Origin of the sequence: Microbacterium sp. Gd 4-13 (assembly GCF_003095395.1) — a bacterium.
Classification (GTDB): Bacteria; Actinomycetota; Actinomycetes; order Actinomycetales; family Microbacteriaceae; genus Microbacterium.
Genome location: NZ_QEIJ01000004.1, coordinates 1 through 18,853, shown reverse-complemented (window position 1 = coordinate 18,853; position 18,853 = coordinate 1). Strand labels below are relative to the sequence as shown.

General features: G+C 69.7%; 20 protein-coding genes. 5 read left to right on the top strand and 15 right to left on the bottom strand.

Annotated features, from left to right (window positions below; all coding sequences use genetic code 11):
* Positions 1-64: 64 nt before the first annotated feature.
* Together xylB and xylA are read right to left on the bottom strand one after the other, a co-directional pair.
* Entirely contained in the window at positions 65-1,462 is a 1,398-nt protein-coding gene (gene xylB / locus DEA06_RS09065) for a xylulokinase (protein ID WP_116647677.1), read from the bottom strand.
* A gap of 112 nt (positions 1,463-1,574) precedes the next feature.
* Positions 1,575-2,765 (bottom strand): xylose isomerase, encoded by a 1,191-nt coding sequence (xylA, locus tag DEA06_RS09060; RefSeq protein ID WP_116647676.1) that lies wholly within the window; start codon positions 2,763-2,765, stop codon positions 1,575-1,577.
* A gap of 109 nt (positions 2,766-2,874) precedes the next feature.
* On the opposite strand from xylA, the gene DEA06_RS09055 reads away from it, so the two are divergent.
* Entirely contained in the window at positions 2,875-4,035 is a 1,161-nt protein-coding gene (locus DEA06_RS09055) for an ROK family transcriptional regulator (protein ID WP_116647675.1), read from the top strand.
* A gap of 7 nt (positions 4,036-4,042) precedes the next feature.
* Here the strand turns inward: DEA06_RS09055 and DEA06_RS09050 are convergent, their stop codons facing one another.
* The 4 genes from DEA06_RS09050 to DEA06_RS09035 form a co-directional block, all read right to left on the bottom strand.
* On the bottom strand, positions 4,043-6,283 hold the full coding sequence (locus DEA06_RS09050) for a glycoside hydrolase family 3 N-terminal domain-containing protein (protein WP_116647930.1): 2,241 nt from the start codon (positions 6,281-6,283) through the stop codon (positions 4,043-4,045).
* 68 nt (positions 6,284-6,351) lie between these two features.
* Positions 6,352-7,233, bottom strand: coding sequence for a carbohydrate ABC transporter permease (locus DEA06_RS09045; protein WP_116647674.1), 882 nt, complete (start codon positions 7,231-7,233; stop codon positions 6,352-6,354).
* The gene (locus DEA06_RS09040; RefSeq protein ID WP_116647673.1) at positions 7,230-8,249 is read right to left on the bottom strand and encodes a sugar ABC transporter permease; all 1,020 of its coding nucleotides are present in this window, start codon (positions 8,247-8,249) and stop codon (positions 7,230-7,232) included. Before DEA06_RS09040 ends, DEA06_RS09045 begins: the two co-directional genes overlap by 4 nt.
* 10 nt (positions 8,250-8,259) lie before the next feature.
* Positions 8,260-9,546 (bottom strand): extracellular solute-binding protein, encoded by a 1,287-nt coding sequence (locus tag DEA06_RS09035; RefSeq protein ID WP_116647672.1) that lies wholly within the window; start codon positions 9,544-9,546, stop codon positions 8,260-8,262.
* A 170-nt stretch (positions 9,547-9,716) separates the two neighbouring features.
* Between DEA06_RS09035 and DEA06_RS09030 the strand changes: the two genes are divergently transcribed.
* A complete protein-coding gene (locus tag DEA06_RS09030; RefSeq protein ID WP_116647671.1) occupies positions 9,717-10,742 on the top strand; it encodes a LacI family DNA-binding transcriptional regulator in 1,026 nt (341 codons plus the stop codon).
* A gap of 9 nt (positions 10,743-10,751) precedes the next feature.
* Here DEA06_RS09030 and DEA06_RS16545 read toward each other — a convergent pair whose 3' ends face one another.
* Positions 10,752-10,898: a hypothetical protein gene (locus DEA06_RS16545; protein ID WP_165817959.1), complete on the bottom strand. Its 147-nt coding sequence runs from the start codon at positions 10,896-10,898 to the stop codon at positions 10,752-10,754.
* A 120-nt stretch (positions 10,899-11,018) separates the two neighbouring features.
* Here DEA06_RS16545 and DEA06_RS09025 point away from each other — a divergent pair, with 120 nt between their 5' ends.
* Positions 11,019-11,360, top strand: a complete 342-nt coding sequence (locus tag DEA06_RS09025) for a hypothetical protein (protein WP_116647670.1) — start codon at positions 11,019-11,021, stop codon at positions 11,358-11,360.
* A 14-nt stretch (positions 11,361-11,374) separates the two neighbouring features.
* Here DEA06_RS09025 and DEA06_RS09020 read toward each other — a convergent pair whose 3' ends face one another.
* Positions 11,375-11,692: an ATP-dependent DNA ligase gene (locus tag DEA06_RS09020; protein ID WP_116647669.1), complete on the bottom strand. Its 318-nt coding sequence runs from the start codon at positions 11,690-11,692 to the stop codon at positions 11,375-11,377.
* 100 nt (positions 11,693-11,792) lie between these two features.
* Between DEA06_RS09020 and DEA06_RS09015 the strand changes: the two genes are divergently transcribed.
* A complete protein-coding gene (locus DEA06_RS09015; RefSeq protein ID WP_116647668.1) occupies positions 11,793-12,113 on the top strand; it encodes a hypothetical protein in 321 nt (106 codons plus the stop codon).
* A gap of 9 nt (positions 12,114-12,122) precedes the next feature.
* On the opposite strand, the gene DEA06_RS09010 is transcribed toward DEA06_RS09015, so the two are convergent.
* From DEA06_RS09010 to DEA06_RS08980, 7 genes are all read right to left on the bottom strand, one after another.
* The gene (locus DEA06_RS09010; protein WP_116647667.1) at positions 12,123-12,374 is read right to left on the bottom strand and encodes a hypothetical protein; all 252 of its coding nucleotides are present in this window, start codon (positions 12,372-12,374) and stop codon (positions 12,123-12,125) included.
* Between the two features lie 85 nt (positions 12,375-12,459).
* Entirely contained in the window at positions 12,460-12,996 is a 537-nt protein-coding gene (locus DEA06_RS09005) for a MarR family transcriptional regulator (protein ID WP_116647666.1), read from the bottom strand.
* Positions 12,997-13,052: 56 nt separating this feature from the next.
* Positions 13,053-14,756: a long-chain-fatty-acid--CoA ligase gene (locus tag DEA06_RS09000; RefSeq protein ID WP_116647665.1), complete on the bottom strand. Its 1,704-nt coding sequence runs from the start codon at positions 14,754-14,756 to the stop codon at positions 13,053-13,055.
* A gap of 194 nt (positions 14,757-14,950) precedes the next feature.
* Complete coding sequence (locus DEA06_RS08995; RefSeq protein ID WP_116647664.1) at positions 14,951-15,706, bottom strand: anti-sigma factor; 756 nt, start codon at positions 15,704-15,706, stop codon at positions 14,951-14,953.
* Entirely contained in the window at positions 15,687-16,250 is a 564-nt protein-coding gene (locus DEA06_RS08990; protein WP_240606884.1) for a sigma-70 family RNA polymerase sigma factor, read from the bottom strand. The genes DEA06_RS08995 and DEA06_RS08990 overlap by 20 nt, the downstream gene beginning before the upstream one ends.
* A gap of 23 nt (positions 16,251-16,273) precedes the next feature.
* Positions 16,274-16,711, bottom strand: a complete 438-nt coding sequence (locus DEA06_RS08985) for a class F sortase (protein ID WP_240606883.1) — start codon at positions 16,709-16,711, stop codon at positions 16,274-16,276.
* Between the two features lie 227 nt (positions 16,712-16,938).
* Positions 16,939-17,772, bottom strand: a complete 834-nt coding sequence (locus DEA06_RS08980) for a DUF4397 domain-containing protein (RefSeq protein ID WP_116647661.1) — start codon at positions 17,770-17,772, stop codon at positions 16,939-16,941.
* 187 nt (positions 17,773-17,959) lie between these two features.
* Here DEA06_RS08980 and DEA06_RS08975 point away from each other — a divergent pair, with 187 nt between their 5' ends.
* Positions 17,960-18,706 (top strand): GNAT family N-acetyltransferase, encoded by a 747-nt coding sequence (locus DEA06_RS08975; RefSeq protein ID WP_240606882.1) that lies wholly within the window; start codon positions 17,960-17,962, stop codon positions 18,704-18,706.
* Positions 18,707-18,853: the final 147 nt, after the last annotated feature.

Here is an 18,853-nt window from a genome sequence, read left to right as displayed (position 1 = left end):
CCATCGGCGCCCGAAAAAGCGGGCACGTTCGGCCGAAACGGGCACCGTCGGCGGCGAAGGAGCGTCAGCGCGACTCTGCGGCGCGCAGTGCGGCGATCTCGTCGTAGCGGGAACGGATGCTGCGACGCGTGTCGTGCGGAGGTTCGCGGTCGATGGCGACCGGCCAGCCCGGGCGTGCTCCCGTGAGCGCCCACGCCGCCTGACGCGCGGCCCCGAGCGCCACGTACTCCCCCGGCGACGGCACCGCCACGGGCGCGTCGAAGACCTGCCCGGCGATCACGGCGACGCCCTCGTTGCGCGCCGCGCCGCCCACGAGCAGCACGCGTCGCGCCTCGACGCCGAGCGAGCGGATCGCGTCGAGCCCGGTCGCCAGTCCCGCGAGCATGCCCTCGATCGCCGCGCGCGCGAGGTCGGATCGCGTGGTGTTCGCCAGCGACAGCCCCGAGATCGACGCCCGCGCCCCCGGCAGGTTCGGCGTGCGCTCGCCCTCGAACCACGGGACGAGCACCATTCCCCCCGCGCCGGGCTGGGCCTCCAAGGCGAGGGCGCCCAGCTCCTCGTGCGTGACGCCGAGCAGGCGCGACGTGGCGTCGAGCACGCGAGCCGCGTTGAGCGTGGCGACCAGCGGCAGATACCCACCGGCGGCGTCGGCGAACCCGGCGACGGTGCCCGACGCGTCCGTCACCGGATCCTCGGTCACGGCGAACACCGTGCCCGACGTGCCGAGCGAGACGACCACGTCGCCGGGCTTCGCGTCGAGCCCGAGGGCAGCTCCCGCGTTGTCGCCGGCGCCCGCGGCGACGACGGCGCCCGCGGCGGTGGTCCCCGCGCTCTCCTGCGCGTCGAGCACGCGCGGCAGCACCGCGTCGTGGCCGAGTGCCCGCACGAGCAGATCGCGGTCGTAGCCCGCGGCTCCCCAGTAGGCCGTGCCCGACGCATCCGACCTGTCGGTCGTCAGCGCCTCGAGGTCGGGTCGCTCGGGACCGTAGCCCCGGAGGCGCCAGGTCAGCCAGTCGTGCGGCAGGGCGACGGCGGCCACCCGGGCGGCGGCCTCGGGCTCGGCGTCGCGCAGCCAGCGGAGCTTCGTCGCGGTGAACGAGGCCACCGGCACCACCCCGGTGCGGCGCGCGTACTCATCGGCGCCCACCTCTGCGACGAGGTCGGCGGCCGCCTGCCCCGAACGCGTGTCGTTCCACAGCAGCGCGGGCCGGATCACCCGACCGTCCGCATCGAGCACGACCATGCCGTGCTGCTGTCCTGCGACCGACACCGCAGCGACGTCGGCGAAGCCGCCGGCGACCGCGATCGCCGACTGCAGGGCCGTCCACCACGCCTCGGGATCGACCTCGGTGCCCTCGGGGTGAGACGCCCGCCCCTCCCGCACGATGAGTCCGGTGGCAGCATCCACCACGACGACCTTGCACGACTGCGTCGACGAATCGACTCCTGCCACGAGCGTCATCGCGCTCTCCTTCTGTTCACGTCGAACTTCTCAAGTGAAAGTCCAAGACACCCGGGCGGCGCGATGGTCGCGCCCGGGTGTCTTGGACTCTCGATGGGTGGCGGATGCTGCGTCAGCCGCGGGCGCCGAGCAGGTGCTCGGTCGCGAGCTGCTGCAGGCGCACGAAGCCGAAGCCGTGTCCGCCGAGGTACGCATCGGCGTCGAAGTCCTCGTACGCCGAGCGGTCGGCGAGGAAGTCGTCGTAGGTCTCGCCCTCGTTGAGGGTGGGCTGCGACAGCTCGGCGACCTTCGCGGCGGCGAGCGCCTCCTGCACTTCGGGGTCGGCGCGGAAGGCCGCGGCGCGCTCCTTCAGCAGCAGGTAGGTGTGCATGTTCGCCTTGGCCGAGTCCCACACGCCCGTCTCGTCCTCGGTGCGGCTGGGCTTGTAGTCGAAGTGGCGCGGGCCGTCGTAGGCGGGGACGCCGCCCGGGCCGCCGTTCTCGAGCAGGTCGACCAGCGCGAACGCGTTGTGCAGGTCGCCGTGGCCGAAGACGAGGTCCTGGTCGTACTTGATGCCGCGCTGGCCGTTGAGGTCGATGTGGAAGAGCTTGCCGTGGTACAGCGCCTGAGCGATGCCGGCGGAGAAGTTGAGCCCGGCCATCTGCTCGTGGCCGACCTCGGGGTTGACGCCGACCAGCTCGGGGCGCTCGAGCGAGTCGATGAAGGCGATCGCGTGGCCGAGCGTCGGCAGAAGGATGTCTCCGCGGGGCTCGTTGGGCTTGGGCTCGATCGCGAACCGGATGTCGTACCCCTTGTCGGTGACGTAGTCGCCGAGGAGGTTCACGGCCTCGCGGTAGCGCTCGAGAGCGGCACGGATGTCCTTGGCCGAGTCGTACTCGGCGCCCTCGCGGCCGCCCCACATGACGAACGTCTTCGCGCCGAGCTCGGCGCCGAGGTCGAGCTGGCGGAAGACCTTGCGCAGGGCGTAGCGACGCACGTCGCGGTCGTTGGAGGTGAAGCCGCCGTCCTTGAAGACCGGGGCGCTGAAGAGGTTGGTCGTGACCATCGGGACGATGAGGCCGGTGTCGGAGAGCGCGCCCTTGAGGCGGTCGATCTGCGTCTGGCGCTCGGCGTCGGTCGATCCGAACGCGAACAGGTCGTCGTCGTGGAACGTGAGGCCGTAGGCGCCCAGTTCGGCGAGCTTCTCCACGGCGTGCACCACGTCGAGGGCAGGGCGGGTGGGACCGCCGAAGGGGTCGGTTCCGTTGTAGCCGACGGTCCAGAGACCGAAGGAGAACTTGTCAGCGCGGGTGGGGGTGGTCATGGGGGCTCCTGCTCGACCTCGAACAAATATGTTGGCCTTAACAACCTAATCCATACGACCGACCGCGTCCAGTGCCGGCGCGGCGTCTGTCCTCTGGCACAGTAGAGACGTGAGCGAAGCGGCAGCGAGGGGCGACGGCGTTCGGCGCGCCAATCTGTCCCGCATCCTCCGCCTCGTGCACGTCGACGGGCCGCGATCGCGTGCCGCGCTCACCGAGGCGACCGGGCTGAACCGCTCCACGATCGCCGCGCTCGTCGGCGAACTCGTCGATGCGGGCCTCGTCGAGGAGCGCGCTCCCGACTCGCTCGGCCGTGTCGGGCGCCCCTCCCCCGTCGTGGCCCCCGACGGCCGCGTCGTCGCGATCGCGGTCCACCCCGAGGTCGACGCGACGACGATCGCCGCCGTCGGTCTCGACCGCCGCGTCGTCGCGCGCGACCGTATCGAGACCGCGGGGCCTCCCACGCCCGAGGAGACCGCCGCCCTCGTCGCCACGCACCTCGGCGGGTGGCGCACCGGCGCACTCCGCGACAGCCGTATCGAGGGCATCGGGCTCGCCGTGCCGGGGCTCGTGCGCTCCGCCGACGGACTCGTGCGGATCGCCCCGCACCTCGGCTGGACCGACGCGCCGCTGCGCGACCTCGTCGCCGAAGCGACGGGCCTGCACACCGCGGTCGGCAACGACGCGAGCCTCGGAGCACTGGCCGAGCACCTCTTCGGCGCCGCCCGAGGGGCCGACGACGTCATCTACCTCAACGGCGGAGCGAGCGGCATCGGCGGCGGCCTGATCGTCCACGGGGTTCCCGTCGGCGGCGCCGGCGGCTATGCGGGAGAGTTCGGCCAGAACCGTCCCGCCGCCGGTGCCGACCGCCGCGCGACGGAGGGTGTGCTCGAAGACGAGGTCAGCCGTTCGCGGCTGCTCGCCGCGGTGGGCCTGGAGAGCTCCGATGAGCCGACGCTCGCCGCTGCCCTCGCCTCGGCGACGGAGCCCGGCGTGGCCGAAGAGGTCGCGCGGCAACGCCGCATCCTCGTCACCGCCCTCGCCAACGCCGTCAACGTCTTGAACCCGGCCGTGGTGGTGCTCGGCGGGTTCCTGGCGACGATCGCCGCCGACGCGATTCCTTCCCTCGTCGAGGGTGTGCGGGCGCAGTCGATGCCCGGCGTGGCCGATGCGCTCGAGCTGCGGCTCGCGGTGCTCGCCGAGGACCGCCTGCTCATCGGCGCCGCCGAGATCGCCTTCGCCGAGCTCCTGCGCGCCCCCTCGCCCGCCTGAATCCGGCTCAGACCGACACCGACACCCGATCGACGCGGGCGACCACCAGCCGCGCATCGGTCGGCGCGACCTCGTGCACGTCGCCGACGATGGCCAGCAGGGCGGTCGCCTCCTTCTCGACGCACGAGGGCCCGACCCACAGCTCGACCTCACCGGGCTCGACGATGCGGCGCATCGACGCATCGCTGAAGGCGAGACGCGTCGTGGGAACCTCGAACACGACCCGCACCTCCTCTCCCGGGGCGAGCTCCACGCGCCGGTAGCCGATGAGCTGCGCCACGGGACGGGTGACGCTCGCGAACAGATCGCGCGCGTAGAGCTGCACCAGCTCGGTGCCCGTGACGGACCCCGTGTTGCGCACCGTCACCGCGGCCGAGAACGACGCCCCGGCCCGCACCTCGTCGTCGACGCTGAGATCACGTCGCTCGAACGTGGTGTAGCCGAGGCCGTGACCGAACGGCAGCGTCGGCGAGCTGGCGGCGCTGGTGATCTCCGAGTCTCCGCCGAGGATCGGATGCAGGTAGCTGAACGGCTGCGCACCGGCTGAGCGCGGCAGCGACACCGGCAGATGCCCCGACGGGTTCACACGCCCCGACAGAACCGCGGCGATGGCCTCGCCTCCTGCCTCCCCGGGGAAGAACGCCTGCAGCACGGCGGCAGGGCGGCGGTCGCCGCTGAACGCCCAGTCGATGGCATACGGGCGGCCGGTGAGCAGCACCGCGACCACCGGCGTTCCGGTGGCGACGAGCGTCTCGACCAGCTCTCGCTGCAGCCCCGGCAGGTCGAGGCTCTCGCGATCGTTGCCCTCACCGACGGTTCCGCGGCCGAAGAGCCCGGCCCGGTCGCCGACGACGACGATCGCGATGTCGGCCTCGCGCGCGATCTTCTCGGCCTCGGCGAAGCCCGCTCGATCGGTGCCCTCGACATCGCATCCGACCGCCGAGGCGATCTCCGCGCCGGCGAACTCGAGCCGCAGGGCGTCGAGCACGGTCGGGATCTCGATGCCGAGAGGGGTGCCCGGGTGATGGGCGAGCACGTGGTTGACGAACGAGTAGCAGCCCATCAGGGGTTCGGATGCTGCCGCGTTCGGGCCGATGACGGCGACCCGCCGCGGCCCGGTCACGGGTAGCGTGCCGTCATTGGCGAGCAGCACGACCGACTCCTCGGCGAGGCGTCGGGCGATGTCGCGGTGATCCGGGGTGTCGAGGTCGACAAAGCTCGGAGGATCGGCGAAGGTCTCGTCGAGCAGGCCGAGCTGCTCCTTCTGCGTGAGTACGCGCATCACCGCCCGGTCGACGAGCGCCTCATCGATCCGCCCCGAGCGCACGCCCTCCGCGAGCGGCGCGAGGAACGCGTCGCCGGTGGGCAGCTCGACGTCGATGCCGGCCCGGAGGGCGAGCTCGGCGGCAGCGCCGAGGTCGGCGGCGACCGCGTGCATCGAGTGCAGGAATGCCACCGAGAAGTAGTCCGACACGACGACGCCGTCGAAACCCCACTGCTCGCGAAGGATTCCCTCGAGGTAACGAGGGGTGGCTCCGACGGGCTCGCCATCGATCTCGGCGTAGGAGTTCATGACCGACCGCGCCCCGCCGTCGCGGATCGCCATCTCGAACGGCGGGAGGAAGACGTCGGCGATCTCCCGAGCACCGGCGTGCACCGGGGCATGATTGCGCCCCGCCTGCGACGCCGAGTACCCCACGAAGTGCTTGAGCGTGGCATGCACACCGGTGCTCTGCAGCCCGCGCACGTACGCGGATCCCACCGTTCCGACGAGGTAGGGGTCTTCGCCGATGCACTCGTCTACCCGCCCCCACCGGGGATCGCGCACGACGTCGAGCACGGGCGCGAGGCCCTGGTGGATCCCCAGCTCCCGCATAGATTCACCGATCGCGCGCCCCATCTCCTCGACGAGGTCGGGGTCGAACGCGGCACCCCACGCGAGCGGCGTCGGGAAGGTCGCGGCCTTCCACGCCGCGAGCCCCGTCAGGCACTCCTCGTGCACGAGTGCGGGGATCCCCAGGCGCGTCTCGGTCTTCAGCCGCCTCTGCTCCCCCCACAGCCACGCGGCGCGCTCGACCGGGTCGACCGGTCGTGTGCCGTAGACGCGTGTGAGGTGCCCCAGGCCGTGCACGGTGGCATCGGCGTATGTCGTGGCCGTGGCCATCTCGCCCGCCATCGGCGCGACGACCTCGTCGCCCTGGTCGACCCAGAATCCCACCAGCTGGGCGAGCTTCTCATCGAGTGTCATCTGCGCCCACAGCGCGCGCACGCGCGGCGAAGGGCCGGAATTCGTCGGATCTATCACTGCGAGCCCTCTCAGCCCTTGACCGCGCCGGTCAGTCCGCCGACGATGCGGCGCTCGAACAGGCTGAAGAACACCAGCGCCGGGATCATCGACAGCGAGGTGAAGGCGAGCACTCGGGCGGTGTCGACGGAGTACTGCGACGAGAACGCCTGTACCCCCAACGGCAGGGTGAATGTCGCCTCGTTGTTCAAGATGAACAGCGGCAGCAGGTAGCTGTTCCAGCTGCCGATGAACGCGAGGATGCCGGTGGTGATGACGCCCGGCATCGACAGCGGGATGACCATGCGCCAGAAGAATCCGATGCGGCTCGCTCCGTCGATGAAGGCGGCCTCCTCGATCTCGTCGGGGATGGCCCGGAGGAACGGCACGAGGATGATGATCGTCGTCGGCAGCGCGAACGCGATCTGCGGCAGGATCACCCCGGGCAGCGAATTCATCAGTCCGAGGTTGCGCACCACGATGTACAGCGGCGTGATCGCCACCGTGATCGGGAACATCAGGCCGGCGGCGAAGAGCGCGTAGAGCACTCCGCGCCCGCGGAATCGGTACCGTGCGAGCACGTAACTCGCCATGAGGCCGAGGATCACCGCGCCGGCCGTCGTCGCCAGCGCGGCGATGGCGGAGTTGAGCACCTGTCGCCAGAAGATCCCGCCCTGCAGCACGCTGAGATAGTTCTCCACGAGCCACGGCCCGGGGAATCCCGCCGGGTCGGTGGTGATCTGCGAGTTCGAGCGGAATCCGCCGAGCACGATGTAGGCGACGGGTGCCAGGAGCAGCGCGATCACCGCGAGCGCGAGGAAGTAGACGAGCGGGTTTCCCCAGGGGAGCTTCGGGCGGTCGCGGGTCTTCCGCGCGCCGGTGCGCGTTGTCACAACGGCTGTCGCAGTGCTCATCGGCGTTTCCCTCCGGTCAGTGCGCCCTGCGTGTCGCGCCGCAGTACGAAGCGCTGATAGATCAGCGCGACGACGAGCGAGATCACGAAGATGACGACGGCGACGGCGTTGCCGTAGCCGTAGTTGCCGGCGTTGCGCCCCTCGGAGACCATGTAGGTCGCCATCGTGGACGTGCCCGCCGTGGAGGCCACGTACTGGCCCCAGATGATGTAGACGAGATCGAACAGCTGCAGTGAGCCGATGATCGACAGGAACGCCCAGATGCGCAGTGTCGGTCCGAGAAGCGGCAGCGTGATGCGCCACTGGATCTGCCAGTACGACGCGCCGTCGATCGCGGCCGCCTCCGACAGTTCCTCGGGGATGCCCTGGAGGCCGGCGAGGAAGAGGATGACGGCGAAGCCGACGTACTTCCACGTGATGATGACCATCAGCGTCCAGATGGCGATCGACGGGTTGGCGAGCCAGTCCTGCTCCAGGCTGCTCAGACCGAGGTTCTCGAGCAGACCGTTCAACGCGCCGTTCTGCTGGAGCATGAGGCTCCACCCGACCCCGACCACGACTTCAGCGATGACGTAGGGGACGAAGATGAGCACGCGGATGATGGACTGCCCGCGCATCCGGCGGTTCAGCAGAAGCGCGAGGATGAGCGCCACCGGCCCCTGCAGGACGAGGGAGGCGACCACGATGAAGGCATTGTGCCCCAGGGCTTCGTGGAAGTTCGTGTCCTGCAGGATGATCAGGTAGTTGTCGAAACCGACGAAGTCGGTCGGCGCCCCGTAGCCCTTCCAGTTGAAGAAGCCGTAGTAGGCGGCGGCGACGACGGGGAAGATGACGAAGCCGAGGAAGACGAGGAGCGCGGGACCGACGAGGAGCGCGATCTCGATGCGCCCCGCCCAGCCGATGCCCTTACGGCGTCGGCCGACCGGCGGGAGCGACGTTGTGACGTCGCCCCCGCCGTGCCCCGCGACCTCGACGGGAGCCGGGGGCTCCGTGGTCGATGCGTCGCGGACGTACATTCGCCGCGTCCTAGCCCTTCGCCGCGGCGGCGTTGACCGCGTCGACGAGCTCCTGCGGTCCGCTCTGTCCGGCCAGCAGGTCGACCACGGCGACGTTGAGAGCGTTACCCACGTTCAGCCCGTAGACCGTGTCGAGCCACTGCGACACGTACGGCGCGGCGCTGTAGGCCTCGATGATCTGCTGCAGGTAGGGCTCGGTGACCGCTTCCTGGGCGACGGTGTTGACCGGCGGGGCGTTGAAGGCCTTGTAGTAGGCCTCCTGCACGTCGGAGGTCGCGAGGTAGTTCAGGAAGTCGACGCACGCGTCGGGAGCATCGACCGAGCAGGAGTACCCGTCGACACCACCCATGATCGAGCCGGGTTCCCCGTCACCACCGGAGACCTCGGGGAACGGGAACCAGGCGAGGTCCGCGAGCGGCTGCTGGTCGGGCGTGAGCGAGCTGATGACACCCGGGTTCCAGGCGCCCATGAGCTCCATGCCCGCCTGGCGGTTCGCCAGCAGACCGGCCGACGAGCCCGCGCCCTGCTGAGCGGAGGTGGAGAGGAAGCCCTCGTTGTACGGCGAGGTGTCGGCGAAGCTCTGGAGGTTCTCCGCAGCATCCAGCCAGCACGGGTCGTCGAAGTTCATCTCCGAAGCCGCATCGGCCATTGCCTCAGGGCTGCAGGCACGCAGCGCGAAGAAGTAGTACCAGTGCGCCGCCGGCCAGGCGTCCTTCCCACCGAGGGCGATCGGGGAGACGCCGGTGGCCTTGAGTGCCTCGACGTCGGCTTCGAGGTCGTCGATCGTCTCCGGCGTGCCCTCGATTCCCGCGGCGTCGAAGAGGTCTTGGCTGTAGAAGATGCCGCCGGGGAGAACGGCGACCGGCATGGCGTAGACCTTGCCGTCGAGCGTGTTGGCCCCGAAGGATGCCTCGGGGATCTCGCTGGTGGCGGTGTCCGAGAGCAGATCGGTGAGGTCCTTGACCTGACCGGCCTCGACCATGGCCGCCATCTTCCCGCCGCCGCGCTGGAGGAACAGGTCGGGCGCATCGCCCGAGTTGAGGGCCGTCTGCAGTTTGCCGTCGAGCTCCTCGTTCTGCAGTGCCTGGATCTCGATCGTCACGCCGGGGTTGGCCGCTTCGAAATCGGCGACCGTCGTTTCCCAGAACTCCTGGCCGGGGCCGGTCGAGGAGTTGTGCCAGAGGGTCATCGAGACGCTGCCGTCGGCGGACTCCGAGCCGCCTCCGGAGCATCCGGCGAGCGCGAGCGCTCCGGTGAGGGCGACGGCGACGCCTGCCCCGATTCTGCTGAGCTTCATGTGATCCACCTGTTCTCTTCGTTGAGTGCGGGCTCTGTCGACGAGCCGCCGGGTCCTATCCGGGCCGATGATGCGGTGCGAGGGCCTGCGGACGCGTCCAGTGTCACCCAGCAATTCCAGACCGTCAAACGTTTTCGAAATCATTTTCAAAGGTCCTAGGATCAGGTCTCATGGCAAGACGAGCGACGATCCACGACGTGGCCGCGGCGGCCGGCGTGTCGGTCGCGACGGTGTCGAAGGCTGTGAACGGCCGGTACGGCGTCGCCGAAGAGACCGCCGCGCGCGTGCTCCAGGCTGTGTCCGATCTCGGATACGAGTCGAGCCTCGTGGCCAGCAGCATGAGATCGAGGCGCACCGGGGTCATCGGGGTCCTCGTCGCCGACTTCGAGCCCTTCAGCGCCGAGATCCTCAAGGGTGTGGGCTGGGGCCTGCGCGAGACGCATTACGACCTCCTCGCCTACAGCGGCTCCCGACAGCACTCCGACCAGGGGTGGGAGCGGCGTTCGCTCAGCCGCCTCAGCGGCACCCTGATCGACGGCGTGATCATGGTCACCCCCACCGTGCTCGAGGTGAACACCGAGGTGCCGATCGTCGCGGTCGACCCGCACACCGGTCACGCCGATCTCCCGACGGTCGAGTCCGACAGCTTCGCCGGCGCCCACCAGGCGACCAGCTATCTCGCCGAGCTCGGCCACACGCGCATCGGATTCCTCGCCGGGCGCCCCGACCTGCGCTCGTCGATCCTGCGCGAAGCCGGGTATCGTCGAGCGCTCTCCGATGCCGGCCTCCCCCACGATCCGCGTCTCACGCGGGTCGGCAGCTACCTCGCCGACGCGGTGGCCGTCGAGGCACGCATTCTTCTGGAGACCGCACGGCCGCCGACTGCCGTCTTCGCAGCGAACGACGTGTCGGCACTCGGGCTCATCCGCGTGGCGGAGCAGCTCGGCATCCGCGTTCCCGACGACCTGTCGGTGATCGGATTCGATGACATCCCCGACGCGTCGCAGTCCGCGATCCCCCTCACGACCGTTCGCCAGCCGATGCAACGGCTCGGCGCCACGGCTGCCTCCATGTTGGTCGCACTCATGTCGGGACAGGCCCCTGAGCAGACGCACGTCGAGCTACCGACGCGTTTGGTTCCGCGCGCGACGACCGCGCCTCCGCGCGGCGCCATCGCTTCGCGGACGATCGTCTGATCGACGGGTTCAGCGGGGTACGCGTGCGCGACGGGGAACGAGCTCGCCGTCGATGACGTCGATGGCCAACAGGCCCGCGAAGACGTCTGCGGGGTCGGTCGCGTCGTTCGGGTGTCCGTCGTTGTCGGACGCCGTGGGGCCAGGATGTGTGGTCACAGCCAGGTTCTCCCTTCCGGTCATCACCCCACAATGACAGCCGCCCCCCGCACGTCCGGTCCCCTTGACAAGCACGGAGGCGATACGCATCCGCCCACATGGCCCGTTAGGGTGAGGCGTATGGGCACCATCTACTACGGCGGGTCGGCGACTCCCATCCAGATCGAAGATCGTGCGCTCGCTCATCTGAAGGTCGTCATCGCCACGAAGCTCCGCCGTGGCGAGAGCTTCACGGTCTCGTGGCGCCATCCCGATGACCAGCCGCACGGCCGCAGCACAGTGTGGCTGCACCCGTCGATCCCCCTGCGCTTCGTCTTCGACGACCCCGAACCCGCGCTCCTGAGCCGGGAATGGGTGGAGGAGCTCGCCAATTCCGCCAGCTCTTCGGGCGGGATCATGCTCGTCGCCGAGCTCTTCGATGTCGCGACGCCGGAGACCGCGCCAGAGTCCACGGCGAGCTGAGGGCGACCGCGGCGTCAGCCTTCTTCGACGAAGGCGTCTTCCGACGGCTCCGGCACGATCGCCAGTCCGTTGGGCCCGCTGGCGACGAGCATCAGCTCCTCGACCCACGCCCGGTTGATCCGCGGGCTGCGGCTGCCGAAGAAGTGGAACTGGATCGGCACCGAAGGGTGCATCCAGAAGCTCCGCCTCCCGCTGCCGTCGCCCACCTCGATGTCGAACATGAACGACTCCGAGCGACGCAGCTTGTTCATCACCACGATGCGGAGGTGCGCCAGCGTGCGGTCATCGATGTCGACCGAGTTCGCCATCGTGTCGTAGATGAATCTGCCCATGTGGCGAGCCTACCCGTCACGGAGAGCGTCCCCCTTGCCATCCCGACGCACCGCTCGCAAGGCCCCCTTCGAGGAGGAGACGACGAGGTAGCGTGGCGGGGTGGGAACGATCTACTACGGAGACTCCTCGGCGCCGGTCGAGATCGAGGACCGCGCTCTCGCGCACCTCAAGGTGGTCATCGCGACCAAGCTGCGCAGGGGCGAGAGCTTCACCCTCTCGTGGACGCACGCCGACGACGCCGAGCCCGGGCGCAGCACGGTCTGGCTGCACCCGTCGATTCCCCTGCGCTTCGTCTTCGACGACCCCGAACCCGCGCTCCTGAGCCGGGCGTGGATCGAGGAACTCGCCGCATCGGCGAACTCCTCCGGCGGCCTCATGCTCGTCGCCGAACCCACCGACGACAGCAGCCGCTCCTCGTGAGTTGAGCCGTCAGCGCTCGTCGAGCATCTCGCGCACGCCGTCCTCGAGCGCTGCCGGCACGACGAGCGGCCGACCGGCCGTGAACGCCTCCCACTCGCGCAAGAGGATCGTCTCGATCCTCGTGACCGACACGTTCGGGTAGTCGACGCACAGGCGTGAGACGACCGTCGCGAACGGTATGACCTCGACGCCCTCGATGATGACGTGCCCGTCGTCGTCCGAGGGGGCCGACGTCGCCGCATCCGCTCTCCTGGTCTCCATACGAGCCATGGTTCCACGGCGCAACCGGGCGGTCGAATGTTCTGTCGATACCTAGTCAAGCAAGCTTCTTGCCCGCCTCACGACCTCAGGGCAGAACGTCGGATGCGTCGTCGCCGACCGGGTGCGCGTCTACACGGTCGACGGCGTCCTGCAGACGGGTGAGGCACGACACCACGGCGGCACTCTCCTCCGGCGTCATGTCGATCACGGCGGCCATCATGCGCTCGTGCATGTCGCCAAGCGTCGCACGCACCTCTTCGTCGGAGCGGGCTGTGGCCACGACGCGGACGCTGCGGCGATCGGTGGGGTGCGGCACCCGGACGACGTGGTTCGACCGCTCCAGGCGATCGACGATGGCAGTCGTGGAGGCGGTCGAGACGCCGAGGTAGCGGGTCAGTTCGCTCGGGGAGACCTGGCGGTCCTCGCGTGCTGCTTTCAGGAGGTATCGAAGGACGAGCAGTTCGTTCTCGCCCATCGACATCGAGTCGCGGGTGCGACGACGCATCGCGACCTCGGCGGCGCGATACAGGCGGAAGGCCTGGAGCACCTCGACGGCGCGCTGGCGCTGCTCCGCTTCGGTCGCGCCGTACCAGTAGCGCGAGTCGGTCTGTCGCTGTTCCACGCAGGAAATCCTATGTCAGCGCTCGCGGACGGGGCCGGGTGCAGTCCGACGCCGCCCTAGGCCTCGCCGAGCAGTCGCGTGCGCACCTCGCGCCGCAGCACCTTGCCGATGAGCGAACGCGGCAGGTCCTCGACGACGAAGACGCGCTTGGGCACCTTGTAGGCCGCCAGGCGCGTGCGGCAGAACTCACGCAGGGTGGTGACGTCGATCGTCGCACCGGGTCGCAGCACGACCGCCGCAGCGACGATCTCTCCGCCGTCAGGTCGCGGGAGGGCGACGACGGCGGCGTCGGCGACGTCGGGGTGCTGTTGCAGCGTCTCCTCGACTTCGGTCGGCGACACGTTGAAGCCCCCCGTGATGATCAGCTCCTTGAGGCGGTCGACGATCGTGACGAAACCGTCGGGCGCGACGGTGACGATGTCGCCGGAGCGCACCCACCCGCCCTCGAGGAGAGAGTCTGCCGACTCCCCCGGACGACGCCAGTAGCCCTGGAACACCTGGGGTCCCCGGATGAGCAGTTCGCCCGGTTCGCCGGGCTCCACGTCGACCGACGGATCGTCGGGGTCGACCACCCGGATCTCGGTGCTCGGGAACGGGACCCCCACCGTCCCCGGGCGTCGGGAGGGGCCGATGGGGTTGCCGAGCGCGACGGGCGAGGTCTCGGTCATGCCGTAGCCCTCGACGAGCAGACCGCCGGTGGCCTCCTCCCACCTCTCGACGGTCGCGACCGGCAGGCTCATCGCCCCCGAGATGGCGAACCTCACCGATGTCAGGTCGATCGAGCCCTGCGCGGAGGCCCGGGAGAGCTGGTCGTAGATGGGCGGCACGGCGGGCAGGAACGTGGGCGGGCTCTTCTTCGCCGCATCCGACACCAACGACACGTCGAAGGTGGGGAACAGGACGAGACGGGCCCCGATGCTCATCGCGAACGTGAGGCAGAGCGTCATGCCGTACGTGTGGAACAGCGGCAGTACGCCGTAGAAGGTCTCCTCGCCCTCGCGCAGGCCCGGCACCCACGCCCGCCCCTGCATGGCGTTCGCCCGCAGGTTGCCGTGCGTGAGGATCGCCCCCTTCGGCGATCCCGTCGTGCCGCTGGTGTACTGCAGCAGCGCGATGTCGTCGACGGACGGGCGCGGTGTGCGCCGCGGAAGGCGACGGCCCGCGACGAGCGAGTCCCACGAGATCGGATGCTTCGCCCGCGGCTTCGCGGTGAGCTTCGCTCGCGCCGCGCGGGCCTTCGCCACCGGGAGGCGGAGCGCCACGCGCTTGGACCAGGGGAAGGCGTCGGTCATGTCGACGGCGACGATCTGCTCCGGCCGGACGTCCTGCGGGAAGTCATCGACGACGTCGTAGACCTTGTCCCAGACGATGGCGAATTTCGCCTCGTGATCCTCGAACTGGTGACGCAGCTCCCGCGGGGTGTAGAGCGGATTGTGCTCGACGACAATGGCGCCCAGGCGCAGCACCGCGTAGAACGCGACGACGTGCTGGGGGCAGTTCGGGAGGATGAGAGCGACCCGATCGCCCGCGACGACGCCCAGGCGACAGAGCCCCTCGGCGGCCCGTTCGATCTGTTCGCCCAGATCGCGGTACGAGGTGACGGCACCGAAGAACTCCAGGGCCGGAGCCTTGCCGTGCATCTTCACGCTCGCCTCGATCATGTCGGGGAGCGTTTCGACGACCTCGTCGATGTCGTGGGGAACCCCCGGGGCATATGCGGAGAGCCAGACCTTCGACTCGTGCGGATTGGACGTCGCCACGGGCGGGCCTCCCTGGGATAGCAGCGGATTTCCAGGGTAAGCGGCCCGGATGCACGTCGCATTCGCTTGCGCTTCGCGCTCACACGTGCAGGGTGCGGGCGCACACGTGACCGAGGTCGGCACCTACACCGTGGACGAGGCGGGTGCGGATCCTCTCCGCAGGCCCCCCTGACGTCGCTCCCGCGGGGGCGACCTCAGGAGAAGGAAAGCTCGCCCCGCACGATCGAGTCGCCCGAATGGTCGGGGCCGCCGTCCACGGGTTCCTGCGAGACGTCGACCAACGGGAAACGAGCGAGGTCCACACCCGCGGGAACGGTCAGGGTGCCCGTGTCGTCGTCGAGGACGCCGAGGCTCACCAGCTCCGACGCGTCGGCGGCGATGAGCCACACCTCCCGATACGTGTCGGGCGCCGCATCCGCGGAGACCTCGACGCGCACGAACCGTGAGCCGTCCGGATTCTCTTCCACGACCGCGGTGCCCTGGGCGCCGGGATGATCGGGGAACGCCCCGAGGGATGCTTGCGCGATCTCCGTGGGCGTGGTGGAACTCGTCCACGCCCAGGTTCCGAGGCCCGCGCCGGCGACGAGGAGTGCAGCGGCAGCGAGACCCCACCTGGGACCGGGGCGCCGGCGCCTGGCAGCGTGCCTGCGCGCAGCGGCACGGGACGACAACGGGTCGGTCGGGGGCGGCACCGCGCCGGGGACGGGCACCGTCGGTACCGCAGACCTTCCGAGCGCGAGCTCGGAGGCGATGCGCTCCCAGACCACCTCGCGCGGACGCTCGAGATCGCCGGCGTCGAGGGTCGCTCTCCCGGCGAGCGCCGCACGGCGGAGCCCGGCGAGGCTGTCGGCGCACTCGTCGCACTCGTCGAGATGCCGTTCGGTCTCCGATGTCGCGACAGGCTCGCCGAGCGCTATGAGCGCGAGCAGCTCAGGATCGATGTGCTCCATGTGTCACCTCCAGTCGAGTGCGCATGCGTTCCAGGCTGCGACGGATATGGCTCTTGACGGTTCCCAGCGGCATGCCGATGCGGCGTGAGATCTCGTCGTGGGTGAGGTCGTCGAAGAACGCCAACCTCATGACTTTCCGCGCATCGGGTTCGAGACGATCGATCTCCTGTGCCACCAAGAGAGTGTCTCCGAGATCGACCGGCGCTGACGCTCTCAGGTCGTCCGGGATCGTCACTCGCTGCAGTTCCTCCTGCAGCGCACGGATGCGGCGCCGGGCCTCATGCATGTCGGCGATACGACGCTTGGCGATCGCGATGATCCAGGTCGACAGCCGTGCTCGCGCCGGGTCGTACGAGGTTCTCGACGTCCAGGCCGAGACGAAGGTCTTCTGCGTGACGTCCTCGGCATCGGTGCGGTCGCCGAGCGAGCGAAGCGCGAGGGTGTAGACCACGGGTGACCACCGCCGGTAGGCATGTGCCAGAGCGATTTCGTCGCCCGCGACGAACGCCTCCTCTGTCGAGAGTTCGCCCTCGGGGTCTGCCACGGGGTCCCGGCCTCCCTGTCGGTTCATCCTGCAGCCACCGGTGCGGCGACGACCACGACGTTGTCGTCGTAATGGCCCGTCCGGCTGTCGAACTCTCCACCGCACGTGATCAGTACGAGATCGTTCGCGCCTCGCCGCGCGAAGAGGTCCTCTGTGGGAAGCGCGTCCTTCGGATAGTAGGTCACCGACTCGACGGCGTACAGAGCGCTCCGGCCGTCCTGCCCGACGACCTCGATCTGCGTCGCCGGCGCGAGGTCGCGCAGCACCGCGAACGGACCGATCGGATAGTCCGGCGCATCGATGTGCGCCGAGATCACGGTGTTGCCGTCCGGGCTCCACGGGTCTGAGCCGAACCGGTACCACCCGGCGATCGCCGGGTCGACGGGCAACTCCATGAAGCCGCCGGTCTCGATGCCGACGGGGACCACCTCCACGTCGACTCGCGCGTCCGCGATGCTCACCCGCACCGGGGGCACAGCAGCGCGAGGGGCGTGCAGTGAGCTGTCGACGCGGGGGACGTCGACGACCGGGGCTGGGGGAGTTGCGGACGGGGTCGACGTGGAGGCAGTGGGTGCGCCCGCCCCGAGGGGGGTCGGGGCGGGCGCACAGGCGGAGAGCACGAGAACCACTGCGAGGGGAGCTGTACGTCGCAGGTTCATAAGAAGGGCTCTCCGGTCTCGATGGCTGGTCAGACGGTGTGCTTCGCACCGCGCGAACGTCGGACGACCGCGGTGGTTGCCACCACTGCGGCACCCGCGATCGCTGCGAATCCGATCGCCCACAGACCCTGTGTGCCCGCGTCGCGCTGTGCCGCATACCCGGCGGTACCCGAGATGACAGCGCCCGGGACGGTGTGCCCGACGGTCACGGTCTGCGTGGCGAGGGCGAGGTTGCCGTCCGCCGCGCTGCCCCAGGCGTAGACCACCGTCAGCACGCCGTCCTGAATGGCGACGTCCGCCGGGCCGATCACGGGGTCGGTGGTGCCGGCGAGGGCGACCGCCGCCGAGACGGTTCCGACGGGCAGGTCGAGGGTCGCCTCCTTCGGGTTCACGAGGCCTTCCACGACCGGCGATCCACCGGCGAGGATGTCCACCGCGGGGGCTGCGGCGACGTGGCGCACCGTGAGGCGCCCTTCGCCCGCCGCCGTCGTCTTGGTGTCGTTGACGAACGGGGTGACCGTGGGAGCACCGGCCTCGCTGAGGTGAGCGACGGCGGTGTAGCTCGTGTTGGCGGCCAGGTCGACGGCGGCCTCGAGGATCGGGGCGCTGGCGTCCGCAGCATCCGGCGCCGTGATGGCGATGTCGTACGATCCCGCAGCGAGGTCGAGCGGACCCGCGAGGGTGCCGGGCTGGAAGTCATCGAGGGTCAACGCACCGTTGACGTACACGTCTACGGGTGTGTCGGGGATGGCGTGGAGTACGGAGAGATCGGCCGTCGTGGCCGAGATGGCCTGCGCGGGGGCTGCGAAGCCCGCCGCGAGGGCGAGACCGGCGATCGCGCCGGTTGCGAGTGTCTTGCGCACGTTTCCTCCTTCGTCGAAGCGGGCCGAACACCCGCACCCAGTTCTTCCGTCCGAAGGGCCTCGGCGGATGCAGGAAGGAGAAGATTTCTCAGACCGGGGAGGAGAGGACGCTCGACGCGATCGCGTCGCGGTCGGCGGCGAGCACGTCCGGTTTGCCAGGCGCACGGCGGGCACGGATGCTGGGACCGTGACACATTCTTCTCCCGCAACCGGCGACGCATCCCCCGACGCCGACGCGACCGTCCTCGACAACCCGGCATGGCACGCACTCACAGGTCCACACGCGCACTTCGCCATCGGCAACGATCTCGTCCGAAAGTACCCCGACGACGTCGCACCCTTTCTGGCGGTGCGCTCGTGGGACGACCCGGCGGTATGGGACGCGCTCATCGATCTGGTCGGCCCGGGTGGGGAGGTCGGGTTCTCGGGAGCCGACCCCGACCTCCCGCCGGGATGGGACGTGCTCTGGCGCGGCGAAGGGGTGCAGCTGGTCGAGACAGCCGCACTCGACCCGCGTCCCGATGACGAGGCCGTCGAGCTGGGTACCGCCGACGTCGACGAGATGCTGGCGATCGTGGAGCGGAACCAGCCCGGCCCCTTCCGCCCTCGAACGTATGAACTCGGCCGCTACGTCGGCATTCGACGGGAAGGACGCCTCGTGGCGATGGCCGGTGAACGCCTGCACCCCACCGGGTGGACCGAGATCAGCGCCGTGTCGACAGACCCGGAATTCCGGCGGCGCGGGCTCGCGTCGCGTCTCGTGCTCGACGTCGCGTTCCACATCCGCGAGCGCGGCGACCGTGCGCTGATGCACGCCGCCGCGACGAACGTGAACGCCATCGCGACGTACGAGCGATTGGGTTTCGCGCTGCGTCGCACGACCACCTTCGCGGGCGTTCGTACCCCCGTCGACTCATCGGTCGTGCGAACGTAGCGCCTTAACGCAGAAAGGCCCCGCCAACGGCGGGGCCTTTCTCACGAACTGCGACGCAGTCCGCACATGGAAATGGCCACCCAACTTTGGGTGGCCATTTCACTGAAAAGAAGTCCGGCGGTGTCCTACTCTCCCACAGGGTCCCCC

Excerpts from the sequence above, each read along its gene's own strand:
- xylB (WP_116647677.1), bottom strand. The coding sequence starts at position 1,462 with ATGACGCTCGTGGCAGGAGTCGATTCGTCGACGCAGTCGTGCAAGGTC.
- xylA (WP_116647676.1), bottom strand. The coding sequence starts at position 2,765 with ATGACCACCCCCACCCGCGCTGACAAGTTCTCCTTCGGTCTCTGGACC.
- DEA06_RS09050 (WP_116647930.1), bottom strand. The coding sequence starts at position 6,283 with ATGACACTCGATGAGAAGCTCGCCCAGCTGGTGGGATTCTGGGTCGAC.
- DEA06_RS09045 (WP_116647674.1), bottom strand. The coding sequence starts at position 7,233 with ATGAGCACTGCGACAGCCGTTGTGACAACGCGCACCGGCGCGCGGAAG.
- DEA06_RS09040 (WP_116647673.1), bottom strand. The coding sequence starts at position 8,249 with ATGTACGTCCGCGACGCATCGACCACGGAGCCCCCGGCTCCCGTCGAG.
- DEA06_RS09035 (WP_116647672.1), bottom strand. The coding sequence starts at position 9,546 with ATGAAGCTCAGCAGAATCGGGGCAGGCGTCGCCGTCGCCCTCACCGGA.
- DEA06_RS09030 (WP_116647671.1), top strand. The coding sequence starts at position 9,717 with ATGGCAAGACGAGCGACGATCCACGACGTGGCCGCGGCGGCCGGCGTG.
- DEA06_RS09025 (WP_116647670.1), top strand. The coding sequence starts at position 11,019 with ATGGGCACCATCTACTACGGCGGGTCGGCGACTCCCATCCAGATCGAA.
- DEA06_RS09020 (WP_116647669.1), bottom strand. The coding sequence starts at position 11,692 with ATGGGCAGATTCATCTACGACACGATGGCGAACTCGGTCGACATCGAT.
- DEA06_RS09010 (WP_116647667.1), bottom strand. The coding sequence starts at position 12,374 with ATGGAGACCAGGAGAGCGGATGCGGCGACGTCGGCCCCCTCGGACGAC.
- DEA06_RS08995 (WP_116647664.1), bottom strand. The coding sequence starts at position 15,706 with ATGGAGCACATCGATCCTGAGCTGCTCGCGCTCATAGCGCTCGGCGAG.